At 68.5% G+C, this 24,435-nt stretch carries 18 protein-coding genes; 9 read left to right on the forward strand and 9 right to left on the reverse strand.

Features of this window, described 5'->3' with window-relative positions:
- Window positions 1-123: 123 nt before the first annotated feature.
- Together BUB20358_RS25230 and BUB20358_RS25235 are read right to left on the reverse strand one after the other, a co-directional pair.
- On the reverse strand, window positions 124-1,902 hold the full coding sequence (locus tag BUB20358_RS25230) for a GMC family oxidoreductase (protein ID WP_035974012.1): 1,779 nt from the start codon (window positions 1,900-1,902) through the stop codon (window positions 124-126).
- Entirely contained in the window at window positions 1,902-2,639 is a 738-nt protein-coding gene (locus BUB20358_RS25235) for a gluconate 2-dehydrogenase subunit 3 family protein (RefSeq protein WP_035974010.1), read from the reverse strand. Before BUB20358_RS25235 ends, BUB20358_RS25230 begins: the two co-directional genes overlap by 1 nt.
- 696 nt (window positions 2,640-3,335) lie before the next feature.
- On the opposite strand from BUB20358_RS25235, the gene ald reads away from it, so the two are divergent.
- A complete protein-coding gene (gene ald / locus BUB20358_RS25240) occupies window positions 3,336-4,451 on the forward strand; it encodes an alanine dehydrogenase (protein WP_006765802.1) in 1,116 nt (371 codons plus the stop codon).
- A 66-nt stretch (window positions 4,452-4,517) separates the two neighbouring features.
- Here the strand turns inward: ald and polX are convergent, their stop codons facing one another.
- From polX to BUB20358_RS25265, 5 genes are all read right to left on the reverse strand, one after another.
- Window positions 4,518-6,284, reverse strand: a complete 1,767-nt coding sequence (gene polX / locus BUB20358_RS25245; RefSeq protein WP_006765801.1) for a DNA polymerase/3'-5' exonuclease PolX — start codon at window positions 6,282-6,284, stop codon at window positions 4,518-4,520.
- A 164-nt stretch (window positions 6,285-6,448) separates the two neighbouring features.
- On the reverse strand, window positions 6,449-6,841 hold the full coding sequence (locus BUB20358_RS25250; protein WP_006765800.1) for a TraR/DksA family transcriptional regulator: 393 nt from the start codon (window positions 6,839-6,841) through the stop codon (window positions 6,449-6,451).
- Between the two features lie 328 nt (window positions 6,842-7,169).
- Window positions 7,170-8,342: a glycosyltransferase family 4 protein gene (locus tag BUB20358_RS25255; protein ID WP_035975241.1), complete on the reverse strand. Its 1,173-nt coding sequence runs from the start codon at window positions 8,340-8,342 to the stop codon at window positions 7,170-7,172.
- A 149-nt stretch (window positions 8,343-8,491) separates the two neighbouring features.
- A complete protein-coding gene (locus BUB20358_RS25260) occupies window positions 8,492-9,904 on the reverse strand; it encodes an undecaprenyl-phosphate glucose phosphotransferase (protein WP_035975238.1) in 1,413 nt (470 codons plus the stop codon).
- Window positions 9,905-9,915: 11 nt separating this feature from the next.
- Window positions 9,916-10,710: a Crp/Fnr family transcriptional regulator gene (locus BUB20358_RS25265; RefSeq protein WP_035974008.1), complete on the reverse strand. Its 795-nt coding sequence runs from the start codon at window positions 10,708-10,710 to the stop codon at window positions 9,916-9,918.
- Window positions 10,711-11,626: 916 nt separating this feature from the next.
- Here BUB20358_RS25265 and BUB20358_RS25270 point away from each other — a divergent pair.
- The 6 genes from BUB20358_RS25270 (at window position 11,627) to BUB20358_RS25295 (ending at window position 18,557) form a co-directional block, all read left to right on the forward strand.
- Window positions 11,627-12,409, forward strand: a complete 783-nt coding sequence (locus tag BUB20358_RS25270) for a Crp/Fnr family transcriptional regulator (protein WP_006765796.1) — start codon at window positions 11,627-11,629, stop codon at window positions 12,407-12,409.
- A gap of 176 nt (window positions 12,410-12,585) precedes the next feature.
- Window positions 12,586-12,837, forward strand: coding sequence for an acyl carrier protein (locus BUB20358_RS25275; protein ID WP_035975236.1), 252 nt, complete (start codon window positions 12,586-12,588; stop codon window positions 12,835-12,837).
- The gene (locus BUB20358_RS25280; protein ID WP_006765794.1) at window positions 12,834-14,030 is read left to right on the forward strand and encodes an acyl-CoA dehydrogenase family protein; all 1,197 of its coding nucleotides are present in this window, start codon (window positions 12,834-12,836) and stop codon (window positions 14,028-14,030) included. Before BUB20358_RS25275 ends, BUB20358_RS25280 begins: the two co-directional genes overlap by 4 nt.
- A complete protein-coding gene (locus BUB20358_RS25285; RefSeq protein ID WP_006765793.1) occupies window positions 14,027-15,013 on the forward strand; it encodes an amino acid--[acyl-carrier-protein] ligase in 987 nt (328 codons plus the stop codon). Before BUB20358_RS25280 ends, BUB20358_RS25285 begins: the two co-directional genes overlap by 4 nt.
- Window positions 15,010-16,077 (forward strand): DUF1839 family protein, encoded by a 1,068-nt coding sequence (locus BUB20358_RS25290; protein WP_006765792.1) that lies wholly within the window; start codon window positions 15,010-15,012, stop codon window positions 16,075-16,077. Before BUB20358_RS25285 ends, BUB20358_RS25290 begins: the two co-directional genes overlap by 4 nt.
- Before the next feature lie 29 nt (window positions 16,078-16,106).
- A complete protein-coding gene (locus tag BUB20358_RS25295; protein ID WP_174484771.1) occupies window positions 16,107-18,557 on the forward strand; it encodes a glycosyl hydrolase 2 galactose-binding domain-containing protein in 2,451 nt (816 codons plus the stop codon).
- Between the two features lie 46 nt (window positions 18,558-18,603).
- Here BUB20358_RS25295 and BUB20358_RS25300 read toward each other — a convergent pair whose 3' ends face one another.
- Together BUB20358_RS25300 and BUB20358_RS25305 are read right to left on the reverse strand one after the other, a co-directional pair.
- Window positions 18,604-19,995, reverse strand: coding sequence for a sigma-54 dependent transcriptional regulator (locus BUB20358_RS25300; RefSeq protein WP_006765790.1), 1,392 nt, complete (start codon window positions 19,993-19,995; stop codon window positions 18,604-18,606).
- Between the two features lie 687 nt (window positions 19,996-20,682).
- The gene (locus tag BUB20358_RS25305; protein ID WP_035975235.1) at window positions 20,683-21,906 is read right to left on the reverse strand and encodes a glycosyltransferase family 4 protein; all 1,224 of its coding nucleotides are present in this window, start codon (window positions 21,904-21,906) and stop codon (window positions 20,683-20,685) included.
- A gap of 229 nt (window positions 21,907-22,135) precedes the next feature.
- Between BUB20358_RS25305 and BUB20358_RS25310 the strand changes: the two genes are divergently transcribed.
- Both BUB20358_RS25310 and BUB20358_RS25315 read left to right on the forward strand, forming a co-directional pair.
- The gene (locus BUB20358_RS25310; RefSeq protein WP_081293726.1) at window positions 22,136-22,798 is read left to right on the forward strand and encodes a GNAT family N-acetyltransferase; all 663 of its coding nucleotides are present in this window, start codon (window positions 22,136-22,138) and stop codon (window positions 22,796-22,798) included.
- Window positions 22,795-24,378: a mannose-1-phosphate guanylyltransferase/mannose-6-phosphate isomerase gene (locus BUB20358_RS25315; protein ID WP_035974005.1), complete on the forward strand. Its 1,584-nt coding sequence runs from the start codon at window positions 22,795-22,797 to the stop codon at window positions 24,376-24,378. Before BUB20358_RS25310 ends, BUB20358_RS25315 begins: the two co-directional genes overlap by 4 nt.
- The last annotated feature ends 57 nt before the right edge of the window (window positions 24,379-24,435 follow it).

Below are 24,435 nucleotides of genomic sequence, written 5' to 3' on the forward strand. Positions count from 1 at the left end.
GCTGCGCGAGCGCCGTGCCGACGGCCGCGCCGAGCACGGCCGGCGCCGCGAGCACGACCCACGCCGCGCCGGTCGCCAGTGCGCGCGCGACACGGCGCGCGGCGTTGGGGTTCACTGTCCTCTTCATACGGTCACCAGCGGAGCGGGATTCTTCAGGTATTGCTCGCGGATCGCGCGTGCCGACCAGTAGGCGAGCGCCGCGACGATCCCGGTCGGGTTGTAGCCGATGCCCTGCGGCAGCGCCGACGCGCCCATCACGAACACGTTGTGCACGTCCCAGCATTGCAGGTAGCGATTCAGCACGCTCGTCTTCGGATCGGTGCCCATGATCGCGCCGCCGACGAGGTGCGTCGTCTGGTACGCGCGCGTGTCGAAGTGCTTGCCGAATTCGCGCGTCCACACGCTGATCGCCTTCGGCCCCATCGCCTCGGCGATCCTGCGCATCTGGCCGGTCACGTAGCGCGCCATCCGGATGTCGTTGTCCTTCCAGTCGAACGTCATCCGCAGCAGCGGCTGGCCGTACGAATCGCGGTACGTCGGATCGAGGTCGAGATAGACGTCGCGGTACGACATGTTCGTACCGTGCGCGTCCATCGAGATCGTATGCGCGTAGTAGTCTTTGACGGACTTCTTCCACGCGGCGCCCCACTGCGGCGTGCCGGGCGGCGTCGCGATGCCGCTCACGGGCTTCACGCCGGCCTGGTTCACCCACAGCGGCGAGCCGCCGACGAAGCCGAGCGGGCCGTGATCGAAGTTGTCCGCGTTGAAGTCGTCGACCGCGACGCCGTTGCCGCCCGCGCCGACGAACGGGTTCGTGAACGTGTCCTTGTCGAAGAACGCCTTGATCGTCGACAGGTTTTGATACGCGAAATTGCGGCCGACGACGCCTTCGCCCGAAATCGGGTCGTACGGCTTGCCGATGCCCGACAGCAGCAGCAGGTGCACGTTGTGGTACTGGAACGCGGCGACGATCACGAGATCGGCCGGTTGATGCACTTCGCGGCCGGCCGGATCGACGTACGTGACGCCGGTCGCGCGTTTCTTCGTGTCGTCGAGATCGACGCGCAGCACGTGGCATTTCGAGCGCAGTTCGAAGTTCGGCGTCTGCCGGAGCGCGGGCAGGATGTTCAGGTTCGGCGACGCCTTCGAATACATGTAGCACGCGTAGCCGCTGCAGTAGCCGCAGAAGTTGCACGGCCCCATCTGTACGCCGTACGGGTTCGTATACGGCCCGGACGTGTTCGCTGACGGCAGCCGGTACGGATGCAGCCCGATCGACTTCGCCGCGTCGAAGAAGCGCTGCGCGGAATACGTGTTGAGCTGCGGCGGCAGCGGGAAATGGTCGCTGCGGTTCGCCTCGAACACGTTGCCGTCGCCGACCACCTTGCCGCCGACCTTGTACGCCTGTCCGGACGTGCCGAACACCTTCTCCGCGAAGTCGAAGTGCGGCTCGAGTTCGTCGTAGCTGACGCCCGTATCCTGGATCGTCATCCCTTCCGGGATGAACTTCCTGCCGTAGCGCTCTTCGTAATGGCTGCGCAGCCGCAGCTCTTCCGGCGTGATCCGGAAGTGCACGCCCGACCAGTGCAGCCCCGCGCCGCCGACGCCCTCGCCCGGCAGGAACGCCGCGAGCTGCCGGTACGGCAGCGCGGTGTCGTTGATGCCGTGACGGATCGACACGGTCGTCTTCGACAGGTCGACGAACAGCTTCTTGCGGACGTTGTACGTGAGTTCGTCGATCGTGTTCGGATACGCGCCGTCCGGATACGTGTCGCGATACTCGCCGCGCTCGAGCGCGACGACCTTCAGTCCCGCCTCGGTCAATTCCTTCGCGAGAATCGCGCCGGTCCAGCCGAAGCCGACGATCACCGCATCGACATGCGGCTTCTTGTCTGCAGCCATCAGGTGCGCTCCCCGTTGATCGACACGGGGCCGTACGGATACGGCTTGCCGTTCTGGTTGACGAAGTCCATGAAGTCGGCGCGCGCGCCGGGGAAGCCGATCATCTTCCATGCGGCCATCCCGCGGTTGCCGCCGTGAACCGGATCGCAGAAGTAGCCTTCGCGCGTGTTCTGCAGCAGCAGGCCGAAGAACACGCCGGGCGGCACGTCGTCGATCTGCGCGCTGCCCTTCTCCAGTTCGCCGAGCACCGCGTCGCGCGTCGGCGCGTCGAGATCCGCGAACGCCTTGCCGCGGGTCTTCTCGCAATAGCGGTTGACGGCCGCGATGCCGAGCCGGTACAGATCGCGCGGCACGAGCTTCAGCTGGTAGCCGAGTTCGGGCGCGCCCTGCTGGAACGGTCCCCGCATGTACCACGTCGCGCCGTGCGCATACGGCGTGTCCATCTGGCGGTCGATGAATTCGGGCACGCCGGCTTCGAGCGCGCCGGGGCCTTCGGCATCGGCGGGAATCAGCCGGTCGACCGCGGCCTGCACGAACGCCCACTCCTTCGCGTCGAAGAAGGTCGGCTTGTACGGCGAGCGGTCGCCATCGGCCGCGGCCGGCGCGTTGCCGGCCGTCGTCGCGGACGGCGACGACGAACGCAGGTCGCAGCCGGCGACCGACGCGATCGGCACGAGCGCAACCGACGTGCGCAGGAAGCGGCGACGCGAGTTGGGTTTGTCTGGTGGCGTGGACATGGTCGGATGTTGATCGTTGGGGTCGTGATTCGGGGCACGTGCATTTCGCATGCGGCGTGCCCGGTGCGGCGGCCCTGCCGCATGCGGCGGGCCGTCCCGTCGTTTCGTGCTGCGGCAATCCGGATGCGGGCGCCCGCCGCGCACTCGGCGGCCGCGCCGTCATGCAACCGCGTTCGCGCCGAAGTCGCGCACCGCGCGGGTCGGTCTCTTCACGGACCTGTTGGTCGGACGAATGCAGACCGCTCGGCCTGCATCGCGTCGCCGCGGCCTTCGTTCGGCCCGATCGCGCATCCGTCTACGACGAAGCACGATCCGCGCCCTTCTGCACGGCGCTGGCGCGCGGTGCCGCGATTATAAATGGAACCGGTTCCATGTCCACCTGCCGCGTCACAATGGACTGCATCGAAAACGGCAACAATTGAAAAATAGTCCGGCCGGAGATGCGCAACGCCGATACGGCGGCCGGTTCGTTCGTATCGCGCGCGCTCGGCGCCGCTGGCCGAACGAGCGCGCCGCAACCTCGATGCTGCGACGCGGCGGCCGCCCGCAGCGTCACCGCTGCTCGCTTGACTTCGCCCCGCGCACCACTACCCTTTTTATTCCGACACGACGATCGATGCGCACGATCGGCGCTTTCCGCGGCGCGTGCGGACAAACGACGACGCGGCGACGACCAAACAACTACGGAGACGACCCATGCTGATCGGTGTGCCGAAAGAGATCAAGAACCACGAATATCGCGTGGGCCTCACGCCGGCCGGCGCGCACGAACTGACGCGGCACGGCCATCGCGTGCTCGTGCAGCGAGGCGCCGGCACCGCGATCGGCTTGCTCGACGACGACTACACGGCCGCCGGCGCCGCACTGTGCGATGGCGCGGACGAAATCTTCGCGCGCGCCGACATGATCATCAAGGTCAAGGAGCCGCAGCCCGCCGAGTGCGCGATGCTGCGGCGCGGCCAGATTCTCTATACGTATCTGCATCTCGCGCCCGATCCGGAACAGGCGGCGGCGCTCGTGAAATCCGGCGCCGTCTGCATCGCGTACGAGACGGTGACGGGCCCCGGCGGCGGCCTGCCGCTGCTCGCGCCGATGAGCGAAGTCGCGGGCCGCATGTCGATCCAGGTCGCGGCGACGCACCTCGAAAGCCCGCGCGGCGGCCGCGGCATGCTGATGGCCGGCGTGCCCGGCGTGCCTGCCGCGCACGTCGTCGTGCTCGGCGCCGGCGTGGTCGGCACCGGCGCGCTACAGATGGCGGTCGGCCTCGGCGCGCGCGTCACCGTGCTCGACACCAACGTCGCGCGGCTGCGCCAGCTCGACCTGACGTTCGCGAACCGGATCACGACCGTCTGCTCGAACGCGCATACAGTCGAAGCAGCCGTGCGGGACGCCGACGTCGTGATCGGCGCGGTGCTGGTGCCCGGCGCATCGGCGCCGCGGCTCGTCACGCGCGACATGATCGCGACGATGCGCGCGGGCGCGGTCGTCGTCGACGTCGCGATCGATCAGGGCGGCTGCTTCGAGACGTCGCATCCGACTACGCACGCGGAGCCGACGTTCGTCGTCGACGGCGTCGTTCACTACTGCGTCGCGAACATGCCCGGCGCGGTCGCGCGCACGTCGACGTTCGCGCTGAACAACGCGACGCTCGGGCATGCGCTCGCGCTCGCCGACAACGGCTGGAAACGCGCGATGACCGACGATCCGCATCTGCGCGCGGGATTGAACGTCTGCGACGGGCACATCACGTACGAAGCGGTCGCCCACGCGCTCGGGCTGCCATACGTGCCGGCAACGGACGTGCTCGCGTGACGCGCCTGCGCCGACGTTCGCGCTCGCGCTCGCGCCGCCCGTTGCGGACGCAACGGCCGGCGCGCCTCACGCGCCGTTCGGTCCGCCGCGCGCCGACACGCCGCTTGCACCCATCGTGCGCGCGAGCAGCGGCCGCAGCTGCGCGAGCGTACGCGTATTGATCACGTCGCGCCGCGTGAGCCAGCCGCGCCGCGCATGATCGACGCCGTATGCGAGGTTGTCGAGATCGTCCGCGCAATACGCATCCGAGCCGATCGCGATCGGCACGTGCGCGTTCGCCGCTTCGCGGCACCACACGTCCGGCAGATCGAAACGGCGCGGCTGCGCATCGAGTTCGACGAAGCAGCCGCGTTCGGCCGCATGCGCGATCACGCGCGCGACGTCGAGCTCATATGCGTCGCGTTCGCCGAGCATGCGGCCGGTCGGATGCGCGAGGATCGTGAAATGCGGACGATCCATCGCGCGCAGCATCCGCTCGGTCTGCGCGTTGCGCGACAGATCGAAGCCGTCGCGCACCGCGCCGACGACGAGATCGAGCCGGCCGAGCACGTCGTCCGGCACGTCGAGGCTGCCATCGTCGCGGATGCCGGCTTCGACGCCTTTCAGCAGCACGAAACCGTCGAGCGACGCGTTGATGCGATCGATCTCGTCGATCTGCCGCACGAGCCAGTCGCAGCCGGCGCGGTCGTCCGCAACGGCCGGCATTCGGTCGGTAACGGCAAGATAGTCGAGCCCGCGCGAGCGCGCGGCGTCCGCCATTGCGCACAGACCGTCGCGCCCGGCCGACGCGTCGGTGTGTGCGTGCAGATCGCCATGCACGTGCGCGCGCTCGACCAGCGGCGGCAGCGCACCGGCGCGCGACGCATCGATCTCGCCGCGATCCTCGCGCAGTTCGGGCGGCACGTATTGCAGCCCGATCGCCGCATAGACGGACGCCTCCGTCGCACCGGCAATCCGCTCGTCGCCGCGAAACACGCCGTATTCGTTGATCTTCAGACCGGCCGCCTGCGCGAGCCGGCGCAGCGCGATGTTGTGCGCCTTCGATCCGGTGAAGTAGACGAGCGCCGCGCCGAACGCGTCGGCGTCGACCACGCGCAGGTCGACCTGCAGCCCGTTCTTCAGCAGCACGCTCGAGCGCGTATTGCCGTTCGCGAGCACGCGTCCGACGTCGGCGCACGCGACGAACGCATGACCGACCGCGGCCGGATCGCGCGCGGTCACGAGGATGTCGAGATCGCCGACGGTTTCGCGGCGACGCCGGAAGCTGCCGGCCGGCACGGCTTCGACGACGCCGTCGACCGCGCGCAGGCGTTCGAGCAACGGCATCAGCGAGCGCGCGGCATCCGGCAGCAGGAATCGTTGCGGCTCGCGCTGCAGGCGTTCGTCGATCGCATCGAGCAACTGCGCTTCCGTCTTCGCGCCGAAGCCCGGCAGCGCGCGCACGTGTCCGCTCTTCGCTTCGGCGCGCAGCTGTTCGAGCGTATCGACCTGCAACGCATCGTGCAGCGCCTTCACGCGTTTCGCGCCGAGCCCCGGCACGTCGAGCAGTTCGACCACGGCGCCCGGCAACGCGCGGCGCAGCGTTTGCTGCAGTTCGCAGGTGCCGGTCGCGGCGATTTCCCGCAGCTTCGACGCGAGGTCGGCGCCGATCGACGGAATCTTCGCGAGATCGCCGCCGCTTGCGATCAGTGTCGGGATGTCGCGTCCGTAGTTCGCGATCGTGCGTGCGGCGTTGCGGTATGCGCGTACCCGGAACGGGTTGGCGCCCTGGATTTCGAGCATGTCGGCGATTTCGGCAAACACGGCCGCACACTCGGCGTTGTGGATCGGCATGATCGGCGTGATCCTCTTGCGCGTGGATGGCGCCGCGCGCCGGCGCGGCAGCCTGCGCCCGCGCGGCGCCGCATGACGCCGCCGCCGCGAGCCCTCGTGGTCATCCTACGCCGGCCGCGCGCTGCATCCAACGCTCGACCGACATGCCGGCCGTCACGGCGACTTCAGAGCGAGGCATGCGGCGCGGTTCCGTATCGTCGGTCGTAAATCGACTGACAACGCGTACAGCGCTCGGCCGTCGGACGCGCGAGCAAACGCGCGTAACCGACCGGCGCGTCGCAATCGATGCAGCTGCCGTAGCTGCCGTCGCGTATCCGCTGCTGCGCACGCGCGATCGCGCGCAATTCCGCGAGCCTGATGCCGGTCAATGCGTGCCCGACGTCGACAAACAGATCCGCGTTCGCCTCGTCGCCTTCGTCGGGGGCGGCGCCCGCGAGATCCGCATACGACTCCGACGCGCGCCGATCGTCGCTCGCGCGGATGTCGGCTCGCAGCGCGTGCTCGCGTTCGTTCAGCCGCTGTTGCAGCGTCTGCCGCTGCCGTTCGTCGAGCGCCATCGTCTGTCTCCGGTGCGGGGTTTCCGCGCATTCGACGCAGGATAAACCCAACGAACGACGATGTGTCGACCGGCATCGGTCGATGCGCGACAGGTGCGGAAAGCGGGGACCGACGCGAAAACGCCGCACGGGCGTATTTGATTCGATCGTCGGTCGACGCAGCGACGCAGCGGCGCGTGCGACGCGCGCCGTACGTCATGTGTAGCGCGCGCCGCGCGCAAAACGATCGCGCTGCGACGAATCCTCCGCCGCCGCACCGCACCGAGTGCACAGCCCGGCGCGCCGCCGCGTGCGTTGCGCGTCGAACCGCAATCGCGTCCGCCGCCGTTCACGCATCGGCGCGCACGATATCGAGCAATGCGCGTGCCGAGCGCCGCCAGCTGTAACGCCGCGCATGCTCGCGGCCCATCGTGCGCAGCCGGGCGCGCAGTTCCGCGTCGTCCATCACGCGCGCGATCGCCGCCGCGATGTCCGGCGGCGAATACGCATCGCAGAACAACGCGGCGCCGCCGCAGACCTCCGGCAACGCGCCCTCGTGCGACACGACCACGGGACAGCCGCAGCGCATCGCTTCGAGCGGCGGCAACCCGAACCCTTCGTAAAGCGACGGAAACACGAAGCAGCCGGCATGCTCGTACAGCGCCTTCAGTTCGCCGTCCGTCACGTAGCCGGCCCACGTCACGTACGGATCGTCGTCGCGCAGGCCGGCCGCGCGCGCGCCGAAGATCTTCGCATTCGCGCCGCCCGCGATCACGAAGCGCAGCGTCGGATGCGACGCGCGCATCAGCGCGATCGCCTCGAGCGCACGCGCGAGGTTCTTGCCGGGCGCGAGCGAGCCGACGAACAGCACGTAGCCGTCGGTGTCCAGCTTCAGCCGCGACAGCACGCGCGGATCGGCGTCGATCCGGTCGATATGGTCAACCGCGGCGGGCACCACGGACACGCGTGCGGGCGGCACGCGCAATCGCGCGGCGAGACGTGCGCGCGAGAAATGCGACACGGTGACGATATGGCGCGCGCGCCGCTTCAGGATCGAAAACGCGAAGCGATACCACAGCCGAAACGCGAGCGAATAGCCGGCGGGCAAGTCGAAGACCGCCGCGTCGTGAATCATCAGCAGCTGATCGCGCTTCGCGAGCGGACCGATGTTGCACAGGCTCAGCAGCGTGCGGCCGCGCGTCGTGCGCGGCAGCGTCCACTGCTCCCACAGCGTGCCGTGCAGGCGGTCCGACGTCTGCATGCGCGCGCCGGCCGGCAAGCCGGACGGATCGTGGTCCTGCGGCACGACGAGCGACGGCGCGTCGTCGGCATTCGCGATGCGCGCGAGCTCGGTCGTCAGCTCGTATGCGACCCGCTGAACGCCGGTCATGCGCTGCGCGGTGAACTTTCCGTTGATGGCGAGGCCGCGCGAGCGCGCGACGTGCGCGGCCGCGCCGACGCTCGTGTCCGCGCGCACCTCTGCGAGTACCGGTGCGCGCCCCTCACGAATCGACGTTGACATGATGATGATCGTTCCGATGGCTGCGGCGCGATTGCGCCGCCGGGCATCCCGCGACGCGGGATGCTGCTGTGCCGTCAGTGTCGGTGTCGTCGTCGATCCGGTCGGTACGTTCGACCGCACAACGTACGGTCGAACGTACCGCGCGTGCGTCAGAACGCGTTGCGCCCGACGAAGCCGCGCACGATCGTCAGCAGGATGATCTTCATGTCGAACCAGAAGCTCCAGTTCTGCATGTAGAACAGGTCGAACTTCACGCGCGCGGCCATCGCCTCGACCTTGCGCGTTTCGCCGCGATAGCCGTTCACCTGCGCCCATCCGGTGATTCCGGGCCGCACGCGATAGCGATACATGTAGCAGTCGACGAGCTGCCGATAGAAGTCGTCGTGCTCGATCGCATGCGGACGCGGACCGACGACCGACATCTGCCCGAACAGCACGTTGAAGAACTGCGGCAGCTCGTCGAGCGACGTGCGTCGCAGGAACGCGCCGACCGGCGTGATGCGCGTGTCGTTGCGCGATGCCTGCTTCAGCACGCCCGGCTGCGATCGATGCACGCGCATCGTCCTGAACTTCAGGATCTCGAACTCGCGGCCGTCGGCGCCCTTGCGTCGCTGCCTGAACAGCACCGGCCCCGGCGACGACAGCTTGACCGCGATCGCGAGCACTGCGAGCAGCGGCAGCAGCGGGATCAGCACGCCGATCGCGAACAGCCGGTCGAACGCGAACTTCGCCCACAGCTCCGGTGCCGAGCGCGGCGTGGTCGCGAGGTTGATCGCCGGCATTCCGAGCACGTCGGTCGCGGACCGCTCGACGAGCGCCATCTGCCGCACGTCGGGCAGCAGCCGCAGCTCGACGAACTCGTCGCGCAGCTCGCGCACGATGCGCTGGATTCGCCACTCGTGCGACAGCGGCAGCGTGAGCCACACTTCATCGATCCGGCCGCCGCGGATCATGTCGCGCAGCGCGCTCCAGTCGGCGATCACCGGTACGCCGCCGATGCCGCCCGCGGCGGCCGGCGCATCGTCGTCGAACACGCAGGCCGCCGCGAACGGACCGTCCGGAGCGAGCTGCATCCGCTCGATCGCGACGCGCCCGTATGCGGTCGCGCCGACGATCGCGACGCGCCGCTGCCGCACGCGCGGGTCGCGGCGCGCAAGCGCGAGCGCGAGCGCGGACAGCGCGGCCCGCCCGACCAGCAGGGCCGCGGCGCCGGCCAGCATCGTACGCACGATCCAGCGTGTATCGACCGTGCCGCCGCGGTTCATGATCCACATCGTCGCGCCCGCGGCGAGCACGCTCGCGCAGACGATCGCGATCGCCGTGCGCGTGAACGGGTGCATCGCACGCGGCGCGGCCGTGCCGTGGCGCGCGGCACGCACGTCGTGCGGCAGCAGCGCGACGCTCAGCACGCACAGCAGCGCGATCGCGCCGCGCTGCGCGTCGGACAGGTCATGCCATGCGAGCCCCGCCGCGGCCTGTGCGCCGAACGCGCCGCCCAGCACGAGCGCGGCGTCGAGCGCCGCGAGCGCGGCACGGCGCGCCGCATTCGTTCCACCTGACATCGGTTGCATCGTCACGCACCATGCGCCGGAAATCCGACATGCATGTCCGGCATGCGCGGGAGCATCGGCAGCGGCATCGACATCGGCCGTGCGTGTTCGCGCGAGCCGAGCAGCCGACGATAGTCCGCACGGATCAGCTCGTAGCATTCGCACGCGTGGTGTTCGAGCCCGTGCCGATCGAGGATCGTGATGCGGCCGCGTCGCTGCCGGATCAGCCCCGCGTCCTGCAGATTGCCGGCGGCCTCCGTCACGCCTTCGCGGCGCACGCCGAGCATGTTCGCGATCGTCTGCTGCGTGACGGTCAGCTCGTCGCCGTCGATCCGGTCGTGCGCGAGCAGCAGCCAGCGGCACAGCTGCTCGCTGACCGAATGATGGCGGTTGCACACCGCACTGCGCGAAATCTGCGCCATCGTGGCCTGGCAGTAGTTGAGCAGCAGCCGGTAAGTCGCCGGCGAACGCTCGAATTCGGCGCGCATCACGCACGTCGGCAAGCGATACGCCATCCCGGCGATCCGCACTTCGACCCGGTTCGATACCGCGGCGCCCCCGACGAGCGTCGCCAGCCCGACCACCCCTTCACGGCCGACCACCGCGACCTCGACCATCGCGCCGTCTTCCATCAGGTGCTGCACCGACATCATCGCCGTCGTCGGGAAATGCAGATGACGCGTCGGTTCGCCGACCCGGTCCAGCATGCCGGTCTTGATCCTGACCAGCTCGAGATGCGGTGCGATGGCGCGAATGCTCTCTTCCGGCAGAGCGTCGAGGATGGCATTGGCCGAATAGCTCGAATGAAGATGGAACATGTCTTTATCCCTTTTATTGTTCGCCCGGCGCGCAGCCGCGCCGGCCGAATTCGTTATCGCGATGCGTGCCAGACGATATGCACCGGTTGCGGCCCGCAACCAAAATCCACCCGACCATCGGCTCGTTGCCCCCGGATCGCGTCGGCCGTCCCGTTTCGACACGCCCGGCCGAATAAGCGATTTGCGTGCCAATATCGGCTCGTCCTTAATATATGAATCGCATCGGATTTAGGCCGGCCGAATAAGCCGACGAGAACCGAAGAAAATGTCTCATTTCCGGACACTCGCCGATGCCGCGGACACTGCACGTGTTTCGACTGATCAATGCCCGCGCGTCCGGCCAAGCGCGGCCGCACGGGCGCGACGGTCTTACGGTTCAAATACTTACCGCGGATTTTCAACGATTTTCATCATGTTCCAGCTGGTCCTGACATGAAGCGTTCCGTATCGATCAGACGTTTCAAACTGTCTCAAGTCTGAATCGTCACACCAAATGACGATACTGTCAGCTATCGCACACATAACATCCAAGCCCTTGATTCATCAGATAAAAACGGCTCCTGAAATTTAATTGTCAAATAATGTTCAATGCCTTTTCGGCATTTTGGCTGTACGATACGCTGCGCCGCCCGATTGATTCCCGAGCGGCGGTGAATACCGCCCTGACGTGTCATTCCATTCCAGGATGATTAATTCCTGGGCGATTGAATTGCAAAATCCGGATAACGTTTTCATTCAACCGAACCGTCAAACTTTGTGAGATGACGCAATGGGCAATCGGCTGAATTAGACCGGCTGCTAATCTTTTCGGCCTGGTCGACATTCGAATTCGACTCACGTATTCCGCACGCCCGTGCTAAAACGCCTCCGCGGAGCGCGTTAGCGCGCGTGCGGCCGTTACTCCTGGGGATACGCCGTGACTCTTTATGCCAATGACACCGTCGCCCATCCCGGCGGCATGATCGAGCTTTCCCACAGCTTCGATGCGAACCGGTTTCTCGCTGCGCTCGATCGCGACGATCGCGCGACGCTGGTTTCGAATCTTCAGCTCGTCCATCTGAAATCCGGACAGGTGCTGTGCGAGCCCGGCGAAACGCTCGCGGCGGTCTATCTGCCCGTCACGATGGCGATCTCGCTGCAGTACGTGTCGTCGGGCGGAATGACGCTGGAGGTCGCGGAGGTCGGCAGCGAGAGCATCGTGTGCGACGACGTGATCGGCGGCAGCGGCCGCATGCCGTGCCGTGCGGTCGCATGCCGCGACGGCTTCGTCTATCGGCTCGATCGCCGCATCTTCGACGCCGCGTTCGACGCGTCGCCGGTGATTCGCCACCTCGTATTCGTGTGCGTGCGGCTGCTGATGGCACAGGTGTCGCAGATCACGTTCTGCAGCCGCCATCACGTGCTCAAGCATCAGCTGTGCAGGTGGTTCCTGCTCGCGTACGACCGCTCGCGCAGCATCGAGATCCAGGTCACGCACAGCATGCTCGCGCAGATGCTCGGCGTGCGCCGCGAGACGGTCACGGACGCGGCCGGCGAAATCCAGAAGCTCGGGCTGATCCGGCAGTACCGCAGCTCGATCGTGCTCGCCGATCTCGACGGACTCGCGAAGATGTCGTGCGGCTGCCGCGCGATCGTGCGCGACGAGATGAAGCGGATCCTGTCGGCCGATACGAGCGTGCCCGCCGCCGCACGCGTGTGACGCGCCGGCCGGCGCACATGCGTGCGCCGGCGCTTGCGGGGTCGGCCGATTGTAGGGTGACGAACAGAACCGCGCGCGCACGAATGGTCTACTGATGCAGGACTGCCGGGGGATGTCAGCGCGTCGCGCGCGTCTGCCCCGTGCGGACGACGACACCACGCACGCCGGAGCTGCACGTGAAAACCGAAATCAGACACATCCTCAAGCACGTTGCCCATCTCGAAGCCGCGATCGATTCGATCGGCGACGGCGACGACCTGTACGAAGCAGGCCTTTCGTCGCTCGATACGATCCAGCTGATGCTCGCGATCGAGAAGCAGTTCAACGTCGAGATTCCCGACGACATGTTGAACCGCAACCTGTTCCGCAGCATCGACGCGCTCGCCGACACGATCGCGATGCTTCAACGCACCGAGCACTCCGCATGAGCACGCTGCTCCACGACCTCGCGGCCGACAGCGAATCGTGCCGGCTCGACGAAGCCGCGCGCGCGGTCGCCCAGATCGCCGCGCAGCATGCGGACGCCGTCGATCGCGACGCGCGCTGCCCGGTCGAGGCGATCGAGGCGATGCGCGCACGCCGGCTGCTGAGCGCGATGGTGCCGACGCACCTCGGCGGCGCCGGCGCGTCGCTCGCCGACATCGCGTCGGCCTGCTCGATCCTCGGCCAGGCGTGCGCATCGTCGGCGATGGTGTTCGCGATGCACCAGATCCAGGTCGCGTGCATCGTGAATCACGCGGTCGACCAGGGCTGGCACAAGCTGTTCCTGCAGCAGCTCGTGCGCCATCAATGGCTGCTCGCGTCGGCCACGTCGGAAGACGGCGTCGGCGGCAACCTGCGCGCGAGCCAGTGCGCGCTCGAGCTCGACGGCGCCGAGTTCCGGCTGCGCAAAGCCGCACCGACGATCTCGTACGGCGACTACGCGGACGGCATTCTTGCGACCGCTCGGCGCGACGCGGACGCGCCGCCGTCCGAGCAGGTGCTCGTCACGCTGCTGCGCGACGGCTATACGCTCACGCGCCGCGGCGAATGGGACACGCTCGGCATGCGCGGGACGTGCAGCAACGGCTTCACGCTCGATGCGCAAGGCGCGGCCGTGCAATGCCTGCCGGTGCCGTTCGCGCAGATCGCCGAACAGACGATGGTGCCGGTGTCGCACATCCTGTGGGCCGCGGTATGGATCGGCGTCGCGGGCGACGCGTTCCATCGCGCGCATCAGTTCTTCCGCGCGCAGGCGCGCCAGACCGACGGCGCGCCGTCGCCCGCGTCGCGGCGCATCGCCGAATCGCTGGCGCTGATGCAGGCGATGCAGGCGCGCGTCGACAACGTGCTGCGGCTGTACGAGAACGCATCGTCGCGTTCATGGTCGGCCGGCATGGCGTGGGCCGCCGAAATCAACACGCTGAAGACCTACGTGTCGTCGACGGCGCTCGAAGTCGCGCACCAGGCGATGATGATCTGCGGAATGGCGGGCTACAAGCACGGTACGCCGTTCAGCGTCGGCCGCCACATCCGCGACCTCCATGCGGCGCCGCTGATGATCAGCAACGACCGCATCGCCGTCAATACCTCGAACCTGCTGCTCGCGCTGCGTCCCGCAACGCTGGAGAAACATACATGAACGATCGACTCGCCGTGCCTTCCGCCGCCGCTGCGCCCGCCTCCGCATCCGCCGACGCACCGTTCGACCGTGCCGGCATCAATCCGCTGCGCGACGCGATGATCGACTCGGGCCTGCTGGTGTCGACCGGCATCCAGGGGCTGTTCGGCCGCAGCGAGCGGTTCGAGCGCGTCGTCGAAGCGCTCGACGCGTTCGTCACGCGCATCGGCGCCGACCAGCACGCCGAAGTGCTGCGCTTTCCGCCGGCGATGAGCCGCACCGAATTCGAGCGCAGCGAATACATGAAGAGCTTCCCGCAGCTCGCCGGCAGCGTGCATGCGTTCGGCGGCAACGAGCAGCAGCACCAGCGCCTGCTGCAATGCCTCGATCGCGGCGACGACTGGACCGAAAACCAGAAGCCGACCTACGTCGTGATGACGCCGGCCGCATGCTATCCGGTCTATCCGGTCGTCGCCCGCGCGGGCGCGCTGCCCGACGACGGCCGCCTCTTCGACGTGTTCTCGTACTGCTTCCGCCACGAACCGTCGCTCGACCCGACCCGCATGCAGCTGTTCCGGATGCGCGAGTACGTGCGCATCGGCACGCCCGAGCAGATCGTCGCGTTCCGCCAGACCTGGATGGAGCGCGGCACGCGGATGATCGACGCGCTGCGGCTGCCGAACACGATCGACCTCGCGAACGATCCGTTCTTCGGACGCGGCGGCAAGATCGTCGCGGACAGCCAGCGCGAGCAGAACCTGAAGTTCGAGCTGCTGATCCCGATCGAGCACGACGGCCGGCAGACCGCGTGCCTGAGCTTCAACTACCACATGGACCACTTCGGCGTGCTGTGGGACATCCGCACCGCGACCGGCGACGTCGCGCATACCGGCTGCGTCGGCTTCGGCCTCGAACGGCTCACGCTCGCGCTGTTCCGCCATCACGGCTTCGACATCGATGCGTGGCCGGCCGACGTCCGCGACGCGCTGTGGGGGACGCAATGAGGTTCGTTTCCCGCGACGGCGAACATGCGTCGTTCGAGGACGTGCGCCACCGCGCGCGCCACTACCGGCCGCACCCGCTGCACAGCCAGGAAATGGTGTGGAAGCAGACCAACTGCTACGTCGACATGTGGCTCGAGGTGCTGCGCTGGTGGGGCTTCAATCCGTACGCGGCGCTGCCGTTTACGATCGCGCTCGATTTCGAAGGCGACCAGTTCACGTTCTTCAAGTTTCCGCACGACGAACTGGAGCGGCTGTACGGGATCGTCGTGCAGGAGCATTCGATCTACGAGCCGCTCGATCAGCACATCGAGACGCAGGTCGCGCGCGGCCATCTGATGATCGTCGAGGTCGACGCGTGGTTCCTGCCCGACACGCGCGGGATCAGCTACCGCACGCAGCATACGAAGACGACGATCGGGATCGACGCGATCGACCGCGCGCATCACCAGATCGGCTATTTCCACAACAGCGGCTACTACGTGGCCGAGGATTTCGACTACAACGGGCTCGTCGGCGGCAACACGCCGATGCCGCTGCCGCCGTACGTCGAATGCGCGAAGCGCCGTTTTCCGCCGCTCGACGAGCGCGTGCTGTGCGAGGTATCGCTCGCCGCGCTGCAGCGGCATCTGCGGCGCCTGCCCGTCGTCAATCCGATCGCCGCGTTCCGCCGGCAGCTGCAGATCGACGCGAAGGCGCTCGCCGATTCGCCGCTCGAACGCTTCCACGCGTACTCGTTCAACTCGGTGCGGCAGCTCGGCGCGAACTTCGAACTGTTCGGCCACTACGCGCGCTGGCTGCAGGCGAGCGGCTGCATCGGCCCGTTCGCGGAGATTCGCGCGGCGTGCGACCGAATCGCGTCCGAAGCGATGGTGCTCGAGTTCCGCCTCGCGCGTGCGTGCGCGCGCGGCAAGGAAGAGCGCGGCGACGCGACGCTCGATGCGATCGAGGCCGCGTACGACGATCTGATCGCGTGCGCGCGGCAAATCGCGCCGCCGGTGCACGCGCCGCCGCCATTTGCGATACCCGTTCGGCACGACGCGGCAGCCGTGCCGCTGATGCGGTGACGGGCGCGTGCGTCGCGCCCGCGTGGTCGATGCTCGCCACGGCCGCGGGCGCCGTGCGCGTGCCGCGCGAGCTGCCCGCCGAAGGCTGGATCGACGCGCCGGTGCCCGGCACGGTCGCGCAGGCGCTCGCGTCGGCCGGCCGGCTCGACGAAGCGGCTTCGCTCGACGAACGCGATCACTGGTACCGCACCGAGCTGCGCGGGCACGGGCCGCGCGTGCTGCGCTTTCACGGTCTCGCGACGCTTGCCGAAGCGTGGCTCGACGACACGCCGATCCTGCGCTCGAACAGCATGTTCGTCGCGCAGGACGCCAGCGTGTCGCTCGACGGCACGCACCGGCTGACGCTGTGCTTCCGCGCGCTCGCGCCGCATCTGCGCGACGCGCGCGCCCCGCGCCGCGCACGCTGGCGTACGCGGCTCGCGGAACCGGCGACGCTGCGCACCGTGCGCACGTCTCTGCTCGGCCACATGCACGGCTGGTTTCCGCCGTACGTGCCGACCGGACCGTGGCGGCCGATCGACGTGATCGATCCGGCCGACGGCCCCGTTCTCGTTCATCGCGACCTGCACGCGCGCGTCGACGGCGACACCGGCTGGCTCGACGCGGAGCTCGCGTTCGCCGCGCCGCTGCCCGATGCGATCGCGGCGCGGCTGTCGTGCGGCGAGCACCGTGCGACGCTCGAGCGCGTCGGCGCGGACCGGCTGCGCGCGACCGTGAAGGTACCGGACGTGCGCCGCTGGTGGCCGCATACGCACGGCGAACCGGCGCTCTACGACGTCGCGCTGCAGATCGGCGACGCACGGCGTGCGCTCGGCGCAACCGGCTTTCGCACGATCGAGCTCGACGCCGGCGCCGACGGCAAAGGCTTCGGGCTGCGCATCAACGGCGTGCCGGTGTTCGCGCGCGGCGCGTGCTGGAGCAGCGCTGCGCCGCTCGCACTGCATGCGGACGACGAGACGTACGGCCGCCTGCTTGGACACGCGCGCGATGCGGGCTTCAACATGATCCGCGTCGGCGGCACGATGACCTACGAAGCCGACGCGTTCCACGCGTGGTGCGACCGGCTCGGGCTGCTGGTCTGGCAGGACTTCATGTTCGCGAACTTCGACTACGCGCTCGACGACGACGCGTTCGCGGACGCCGTCGATCGCGAGGCCGAACAGTTTCTCGTGCGTCATCGCGCGTCGCCGTCGCTCGCGGTGCTGTGCGGCGGCAGCGAAATCGCGCAGCAGGCCGCGATGTCGGGACTCGCGCCGAAGCAGCGGTTTCTCGAACTGACCGCCGAGCGGCTCGCCGCACACGCGGCGGCGCGGCGGCCGGACGCAGTCTATGTGCCCGACTCGCCCGACGGCGGCGTGCTGCCGTTCGTGCCGCGCGAGCGCGTGTCGCACTACTACGGCGTCGGCGCGTACCTGCGCCCGCTCGACGACGCGCGCCGCGCGGACGTGCGCTTCGCGAGCGAATGCCTCGCGTTCGCGAACGTGCCGTGCGACGCGATGCTCGCCGAACTGGGCTGGCCGGGCGTGCACGAGCCGCGCTGGAAGGCGGCCGTGCCGCGCGATCCCGGCACGTCGTGGGATTTCGACGATATCCGCGACCATTACCTGCACACGCTGTACGACGTCGCGCCCGACCGGCTGCGGCGCGAGGATCCGGCGCGCTACTTCGAGCTGTCGCGGGCGGTGGTCGCGGACGTGATGCGCGACACGTTCTCCGAGTGGCGGCGTGCGGGCTCGCGCTGCGCCGGCGCGCTCGTCTGGCAGCTGCAGGACGTGATGCCGGGCGCCGGATGGGGCGTGATCGACGCGTCGCACCGGCCGAAATCGGCATGGTATGCGCTGCGCCAGGTGCTGCAGCCGGTGCAGGTGCTGCTCGTCGACGAAGGGCTGAACGGGATCGACGTGCACGTGCTCAACGAGCGCGCGGCGCCGCTCATCGCGACCGTCGAGCTCGTCGCGCTGCGCGACGGCCGCACGCCGGTCGCGCGCGCGAGCTGCCCGGTGCGGATGGCCGCGCACGACGCGCTGCGGATCGGTTCGGCCGAACTGCTCGGCCGCTTCTTCGACTGGACCTACGCGTATCGCTTCGGCCCGTGCGAGCACGACACCGTGGTCGCGACGCTGCGCGCGGAAGACGGCACGCTGCTGTCGCAGGCGTTCCATTTTCCGTCGCGCACGCATCCGGCCGTGTTCGCGCCGCGCGAGCCCGGCATCGACGCGTGCGTCTCGCGCAGCGGCGATACCTGGCACGTCGACATCGGCACGCGGCATGTCGCGCGCCACGTGCAGATCGACGCGCCGGGCTTCGTGCCGCGCGACGACTGGTTCCATCTGGCGCCGGACACGCGCGCGCGCGTCGAGCTCGTCCCGCTGCTGCCGCGCGACGGCGCCGACGGGAACCGCCGAGCGGACGCGCCGCCGACCGTGGAAATCCGCGCGGTGAACGCCGCGCGCGCGGTACGCGCGACGCTGGCAGGCTGACGCAGCGCGCGCGGCGGCAGCCGCCTGCTGCGCCGCTGCCGGCCCGTCAGTCCGACGAGCCGGTGCCGCGCGGCCGCTCGATCCCGTACGCCTCCATCCACCGATACAGCGTCGCGCGCGACACGCCGAGCTCGCGCGCGGACGCCGCGACGCGCCCGCGCGTGCGCAGCAGCGCGGTTTCGATCGCCTCGCGCTCGATCGACTTGCGGATATCGGCGACCGACGGCGACGCCGCGTCGAGACAGTATTCGAGCTCGAGATCGCGCGCGGTGATCAGCCGCCCCTCGGTCATCACGACCGCGCGGCGCACGCGGTTGATCAGCTCGCGAACGTTGCCCGGCCAGTCGTGCTTGTACAGCGCGGTGATCGCGTCGGTCGAGAAGCCGCGCACGCGATGGCGCGCGTCCGCGCGAAAGCGTTCGAGCATGTGATGCGCGAGCAGCTCGATGTCCTTGCCGCGCGCGCGCAGCGGCGGCTGATCGATGCGCATCACGCAGAGCCGATGGAACAGGTCCGCGCGAAAGCGCCCTTCCTCCATCGCTTCGCGCAGGTCGACGTGCGTCGCGGAAACGATCCGGACGTCGACCGGCACCGGATTGCTGCCGCCGAGACGATGGATCGAGCGCTCCTGCAGGAAGCGCAGCAGGCTCGCCTGGCTCTCGTGCGGCAGATCGCCGATTTCGTCGAGCAGCAGCGTGCCGCCGTTCGCGGCCTCGACGTAGCCGATCTTGCGCGCGTTCGCGCCGGTGAACGCGCCGCGCTCGTAGCCGAACAGCTCCGACTGCAGCAGATGCGGCGGGATCGCGCCGCAATTGACCGCGACGAACGGACCGTTGCGCCGCTCCGAATGACGATGGATCGCGACGGCCGTCAGTTCCTTGCCGGTGCCGGTTTCGCCGAACACGAACACCGGTGCGTCGGTGCGCGCGAAGCGCCGCACCGTGTCGAACAGCCGCAGCATCGCGCTGCAGGTGCCGACGATTCCGTGCTCGTCGGATTCGAGCCGTTCGCGGTCGCGCGCGAACAGGCATTCCATCCCGTACGCATGGCCGACGGTATCGGCGATCCGCTGATGCGACGCAGGCAGCGTGATGTAGTCGAAACAGTAGTCGCGCAGCAGCGCGCGCACGTTCGGCGACGCGGTCTGCCCGGCTTCGACGAGCGCGACCCAGACGACGTCGCGCATCGACGCGCACGTGGACGCGATGCTGCCGATCGCGTCGGCGTGACCGCCGCTCAGGTCGAGGATCCCGCAGGTGATTTCGCCGGAGGTGTCGCGCAGCTCGCTGGCATGCGCGACGATCGACACTTTCCAGTCGCGCCGCGTCAATTCCTTGCGCAACATGACGGACGGCGACTGCGTCCAGTAAATGAGAGGACGCTGCCCGTTGCCCCTCTCCCCGCCGGCGCGTTTATCGCGCGTTATTGGCATATTCATAGCGAACCATCAATTTCTCCACTCCGCGAACCGTTCGCGTGCACTGCGGCGACGGCGCATGGCCGCCTGTCCGCCTGTCCGCGCTGCGCTTGCGCAGCATTGGCGAATATCGAAACTGCACACGGCGAGAGCCCCCGGAGGTCGAGCCGGATTGTCATCCGGCCTCGTTGTCGTCGAACTCGAACGGAACGCGCGACCGCGCGTGCCGCGGCGTTCCGGCTGTGATGCGACGCGCCGTCAGGCTGGGCACGTCCGCAACGGAAATTCCGTCCGCATGTGCGTCGCGTCGTACACGACAGTCACGCCCGATGCTGAACCGGACGGCGGCCAACCCACTTTCGGAATGACCGCCTCATTCGATCGGCTCCTGAATTTACACCTGGTTCGCGAATGCTCGTGTTACCAAAAGATAAACATCGATTCAGCCGGTAACGCCACGGCGAGCCCCGCACGGCGCGCCTTTGGCGACTGAGATTTGATTATCTACGACCATTGCCGTCAATCAGTGGCAAATACTACTTTTCCGCAACATCGGCGTCTCGCATTGGCCGCAATTTTCGCCGAAAACCGGCAAAAAAAACGGCGAGCCCATTCGTTGCGTCGGTAATTCCGCGAACCCGGCCGCGCGGGAACGGCGCGGCGAGCGCGCCGCGCGAGGCGATCGGTTACAACACTGTAAGCCGGCGGTCAGGTTCGCAGCGCCGCGGCATGCGGCGCCGCCTGCCGGTCGTGCATGCGCTCGCCGGCCGCAACGCCGTCGGGCGGCACGAACGCGGCCGTCTCGGCCAGCTCATCCTGCAATGCAGCATAGCCGTCCATCACGAACCGCGTGAACTCGTCGCGAAATCGCGCCGCGCCGAAATACTCGGCGTTCGCGCGGCACGCGTGCGGATCGAACGCGCCGCGCGGCAGCGCTTCGAAGCGCGCCAGCGCGTCGAGCAGCGCGTCGGTCGTCTGCTCGCGGTAGAACAGCCCGGTCGCGCCGGCGCACGGCCATGCGCGCACCGACTCGCGCACGCCGCCCTTGCCGTACGCTATCACGGGCGTCCCGCACGCCTGCGCCTCGACCGGCGAAATGCCGAAGTCTTCCTCGGCCGCAAACACGAACGCGCGCGCGCGTTGCAGATGGTCGTGCAGAACGTCGAACGGCTGATAGCCGAGCAGCGTGACGTTCGGCCCGGCCAGCGCGCGGATCTTCGCCATGTCCGGACCGTCGCCGATCACGACGAGCCGCCGCTCCGGCGTACGCGAGAACGCGTCGACGATCAGGTCGATCCGCTTGTACGGCACGAGCCGCGACGCGGTCAGGTAGAACGGCTCCTTGTCCGTGCGCAGCGCCAGATGCTCGACGTCGACCGGCGGATAGATGACCGTCGCGTCGCGCCGGTACGTCTTGCGGATCCGGCGCGCGACGAAGCGCGAGTTCGCGGCGACGCGATCGACGCCGTTCGCCGAGCGCGCATCCCAGTTGCGGATGTAGTGCAGCAGCGCGCGCGCGAGCGCCGACTTCGGTCCGCGCGCGAGCCCGGCCTCGTTCAGATACTGATGCTGAAGGTCCCACGCATAGCGCACCGGCGAATGCACGTAGCTCGCATGGAGCTGATCGGGGCCGCTCAGCACGCCCTTCGCGACCGCGTACGAACTCGACAGCACGATGTCGTAGCGCGACAGATCGAACTGTTCGATCGCGAGCGGAAACAACGGCAGGTAGCTGCGGTAGCGCGTGCGCGCGAACGGCAGCTTCTGGATGAACGACGTGTGCACCGCGCGGCCGCGCACGCACGTGCGGTCTTCGAGGAAATCCACGAGGCTGTAGACGTCGGCCTGCGGAAAGCAGTCGATCATCTGCGCGAGCACGCGCTCGGCGCCCCCCTGTACGACCAGCCAGTCGTGAACGATCGCAATCTTCAAGTACGGCCCCCGTTCTTCATTCGTGTCGATGCGGGCGGCCTGCACGTCGCAGTGCGAGTGCGGCCGCCGGGACCTGTCGATTATCGGCAAGCGGCCGCGCCGGCGATGTGTGCTACCGCACCGTGAGCGGCTGCCGGCTCGCGCAGGCGGCGTCGCGCTGCATGCGGCATGCCGGAATCCGGAACGTGAGTGCGCTTTCGAACAGACCGGCGCGCGGCGCGTACGCATCATGATCCTCGCCACGCCGCACGGGCCGCACGGGTCCGTGCGGCATGGCGTGCTGAAGGCTTCACACGAGGACCGCAACATGGAATGGCATTGTCGTGAATTCGAACATCTGAGCGCCGTCGATCTCTACGCGATCCTGCGCGCGCGCAACGCCGTACTCGTCGTCGAGGATGCGCATACGCATCTCGACATCGACGGGAAGGATGCGCACGCACTGCACGTGTACGCAACCGTGCGCGACGGCGATAGCGCGGAAGTCGCGGCTTACGCGCGCATCCTGCCCGGCGACGACGTCGATCCCGAAATCGTGATCGACAAGGTGCTGACGAGCGAGGCGTGCCGCGACGGCGACACGCTCGAGCACCTGATCGAGCGCGCGCTCACCGCCGCGCATGCCGCATGGCCGGCCGCCGCGGTGCGTACGCACGTTCCGGCGCCGCGCCAGGCGTTCTACAAGCGCTTCGGGTTCCGCAAGGCGTACGGTCCGTTTCTCGAACAGGGCGCGCCGTTCGTCGGCATGATCCGTCCGGCCGACCGCGCGGCCGGCGCGCTGCGTCAACTGCTGTCCCGGGCCGTTTCGACGTCCCGGCCCCGAACCGAAGAAGCGCGCGCCGACGGCCTTGCCCATACGCGGCTGTCCGCCGATACCGGAGCCAACCGATGACCCCGAACCTTCGCCCGGTTCCCGAACCCGACCAGCCGTCGATCCTGCCGGTGATTCTCGCCGGCGGCTCCGGCACGCGGCTCTGGCCGCTGTCGCGCGAGCAGTACCCGAAGCAGCTGATCGAGCTGACGTCGAACGAATCGCCGCTGTCCGCGACCGCGCGGCGCCTGAACGGCATCGCGAACGCGTCGCTGTGCGACACGCTGCTGCTCGTCTGCGGCGAACAGCATCACATCATGAGCGCCGCGCAGGTGGTCGGCCGCGGCGCGCCCGCGCGCATCCTGCTCGAACCGGCCGCGCGCAACACCGCACCGGCGCTCACGCTGGCCGCGCTCGATGCGAGCGTGCTCGCCGACGATCCGGTGCTCGCGGTGATGCCGGCCGATCACGTGATCGTCGACGCCGGCGCGTTCCAGGACGCGGTCGGCCGCGCCGCCCGCTACGCGCAGGACGGCGCGATCGTCACGCTCGGCGTGCTGCCCCGCCGTGCGGAAACCGGCTACGGCTACATCCAGGTCGGCGAGCCGCGCACGAGCCGCCGCGGCGGCCAGGGCGGCTACGCGATCGGCCGGTTCGTCGAGAAGCCGGACGCCGCGCTCGCCGAGCGCTATCTGCAGTCCGGCGACTACTGGTGGAACAGCGGAATCTTCGTCACGCGCGCATCGGTGTGGCTGAAGGCGATCCGCGCGCTCGCGCCGGCCATCTACGCGGCGTGCGAAGCGGCATGGCGCGCGGGCGTCGCCGAGGATCCGTTCTTCCGCGTCGACGCGGCGGCGTTCGACGCATGTCCGTCCGACTCGATCGACTACGCGGTGATGGAGCGCCTCGCGGGCAGCAGCGAACTCGGCATCGAAGGGATCGTGGTGCCGCTGTCGGCCGGCTGGTCGGACGTCGGCACGTGGGACGCGATCTGGGAAATCATGCCGAAGGACGATCACGGCAACGTGGCGCGCGGCCCGATCGTGTTCGAGGACACGCAGGACAGCCTCGTGCGCGCCGAAGGGCGGCTCGTCGCGTGCGTCGGGATGAAGGACGTCGTCGTGATCGAGACGCTCGACGCGGTGCTCGTCGCGAACAAGCACGACGTGCAGCGCGTGAAGAACGTCGTCGCGCGCCTGAAGACCGACCGGCGTCCGCAGGCGAGCGAGCACCGCAAGGTGCTGCGGCCGTGGGGGCACTACGATTCGATCGACCTCGGCGAGCGGTTCCAGGTGAAGCGCATCGTCGTCGAGCCCGGCAAGCGGCTGTCGCTGCAGATGCACTATCACCGCGCCGAGCACTGGATCGTCGTGCACGGCACCGCGAAAGTCACGCGCGGCAACGAGACATTCCTGCTCAGCGAGAACGAATCGACGTACATCGCGGTCGGCGAAGTGCATCGGCTCGAGAATCCCGGCCGGATTCCGCTCGAGATCATCGAGGTGCAGTCGGGCAACTATCTCGGCGAGGACGATATCGTCCGCTTCGACGATCAGTACGGACGCGCGGTGGTCGACGCACTGCCGCCGCGGCCCGCCGCCGTGCCGCGCGCGTCGCGCGATGCGCGGGACGAAGACGTCGAGCGCGATGCGGTCCGCTGATGCGGCCGCACCGCACGCGCCGGCCTGCGCGGTGCGCGGTCGGCGCGATCAGCCGGC

Source organism: Burkholderia dolosa (genome assembly GCF_902499135.1).
GTDB lineage: Bacteria > Pseudomonadota > Gammaproteobacteria > Burkholderiales > Burkholderiaceae > Burkholderia > Burkholderia dolosa.

Coding starts and splice junctions, on each gene's coding strand:
- BUB20358_RS25310 (WP_081293726.1), top strand. CDS start 22,136: ATGATCCTCGCCACGCCGCACGGGCCGCACGGGTCCGTGCGGCATGGC.
- BUB20358_RS25290 (WP_006765792.1), top strand. CDS start 15,010: ATGAGGTTCGTTTCCCGCGACGGCGAACATGCGTCGTTCGAGGACGTG.
- BUB20358_RS25315 (WP_035974005.1), top strand. CDS start 22,795: ATGACCCCGAACCTTCGCCCGGTTCCCGAACCCGACCAGCCGTCGATC.
- BUB20358_RS25300 (WP_006765790.1), bottom strand. CDS start 19,995: ATGAATATGCCAATAACGCGCGATAAACGCGCCGGCGGGGAGAGGGGC.
- BUB20358_RS25260 (WP_035975238.1), bottom strand. CDS start 9,904: ATGTCAGGTGGAACGAATGCGGCGCGCCGTGCCGCGCTCGCGGCGCTC.
- BUB20358_RS25280 (WP_006765794.1), top strand. CDS start 12,834: ATGAGCACGCTGCTCCACGACCTCGCGGCCGACAGCGAATCGTGCCGG.
- polX (WP_006765801.1), bottom strand. CDS start 6,284: ATGCCGATCCACAACGCCGAGTGTGCGGCCGTGTTTGCCGAAATCGCC.
- BUB20358_RS25295 (WP_174484771.1), top strand. CDS start 16,107: ATGCTCGCCACGGCCGCGGGCGCCGTGCGCGTGCCGCGCGAGCTGCCC.
- BUB20358_RS25235 (WP_035974010.1), bottom strand. CDS start 2,639: ATGTCCACGCCACCAGACAAACCCAACTCGCGTCGCCGCTTCCTGCGC.
- BUB20358_RS25285 (WP_006765793.1), top strand. CDS start 14,027: ATGAACGATCGACTCGCCGTGCCTTCCGCCGCCGCTGCGCCCGCCTCC.
- BUB20358_RS25265 (WP_035974008.1), bottom strand. CDS start 10,710: ATGTTCCATCTTCATTCGAGCTATTCGGCCAATGCCATCCTCGACGCT.
- BUB20358_RS25255 (WP_035975241.1), bottom strand. CDS start 8,342: ATGTCAACGTCGATTCGTGAGGGGCGCGCACCGGTACTCGCAGAGGTG.
- BUB20358_RS25250 (WP_006765800.1), bottom strand. CDS start 6,841: ATGGCGCTCGACGAACGGCAGCGGCAGACGCTGCAACAGCGGCTGAAC.
- ald (WP_006765802.1), top strand. CDS start 3,336: ATGCTGATCGGTGTGCCGAAAGAGATCAAGAACCACGAATATCGCGTG.
- BUB20358_RS25230 (WP_035974012.1), bottom strand. CDS start 1,902: ATGGCTGCAGACAAGAAGCCGCATGTCGATGCGGTGATCGTCGGCTTC.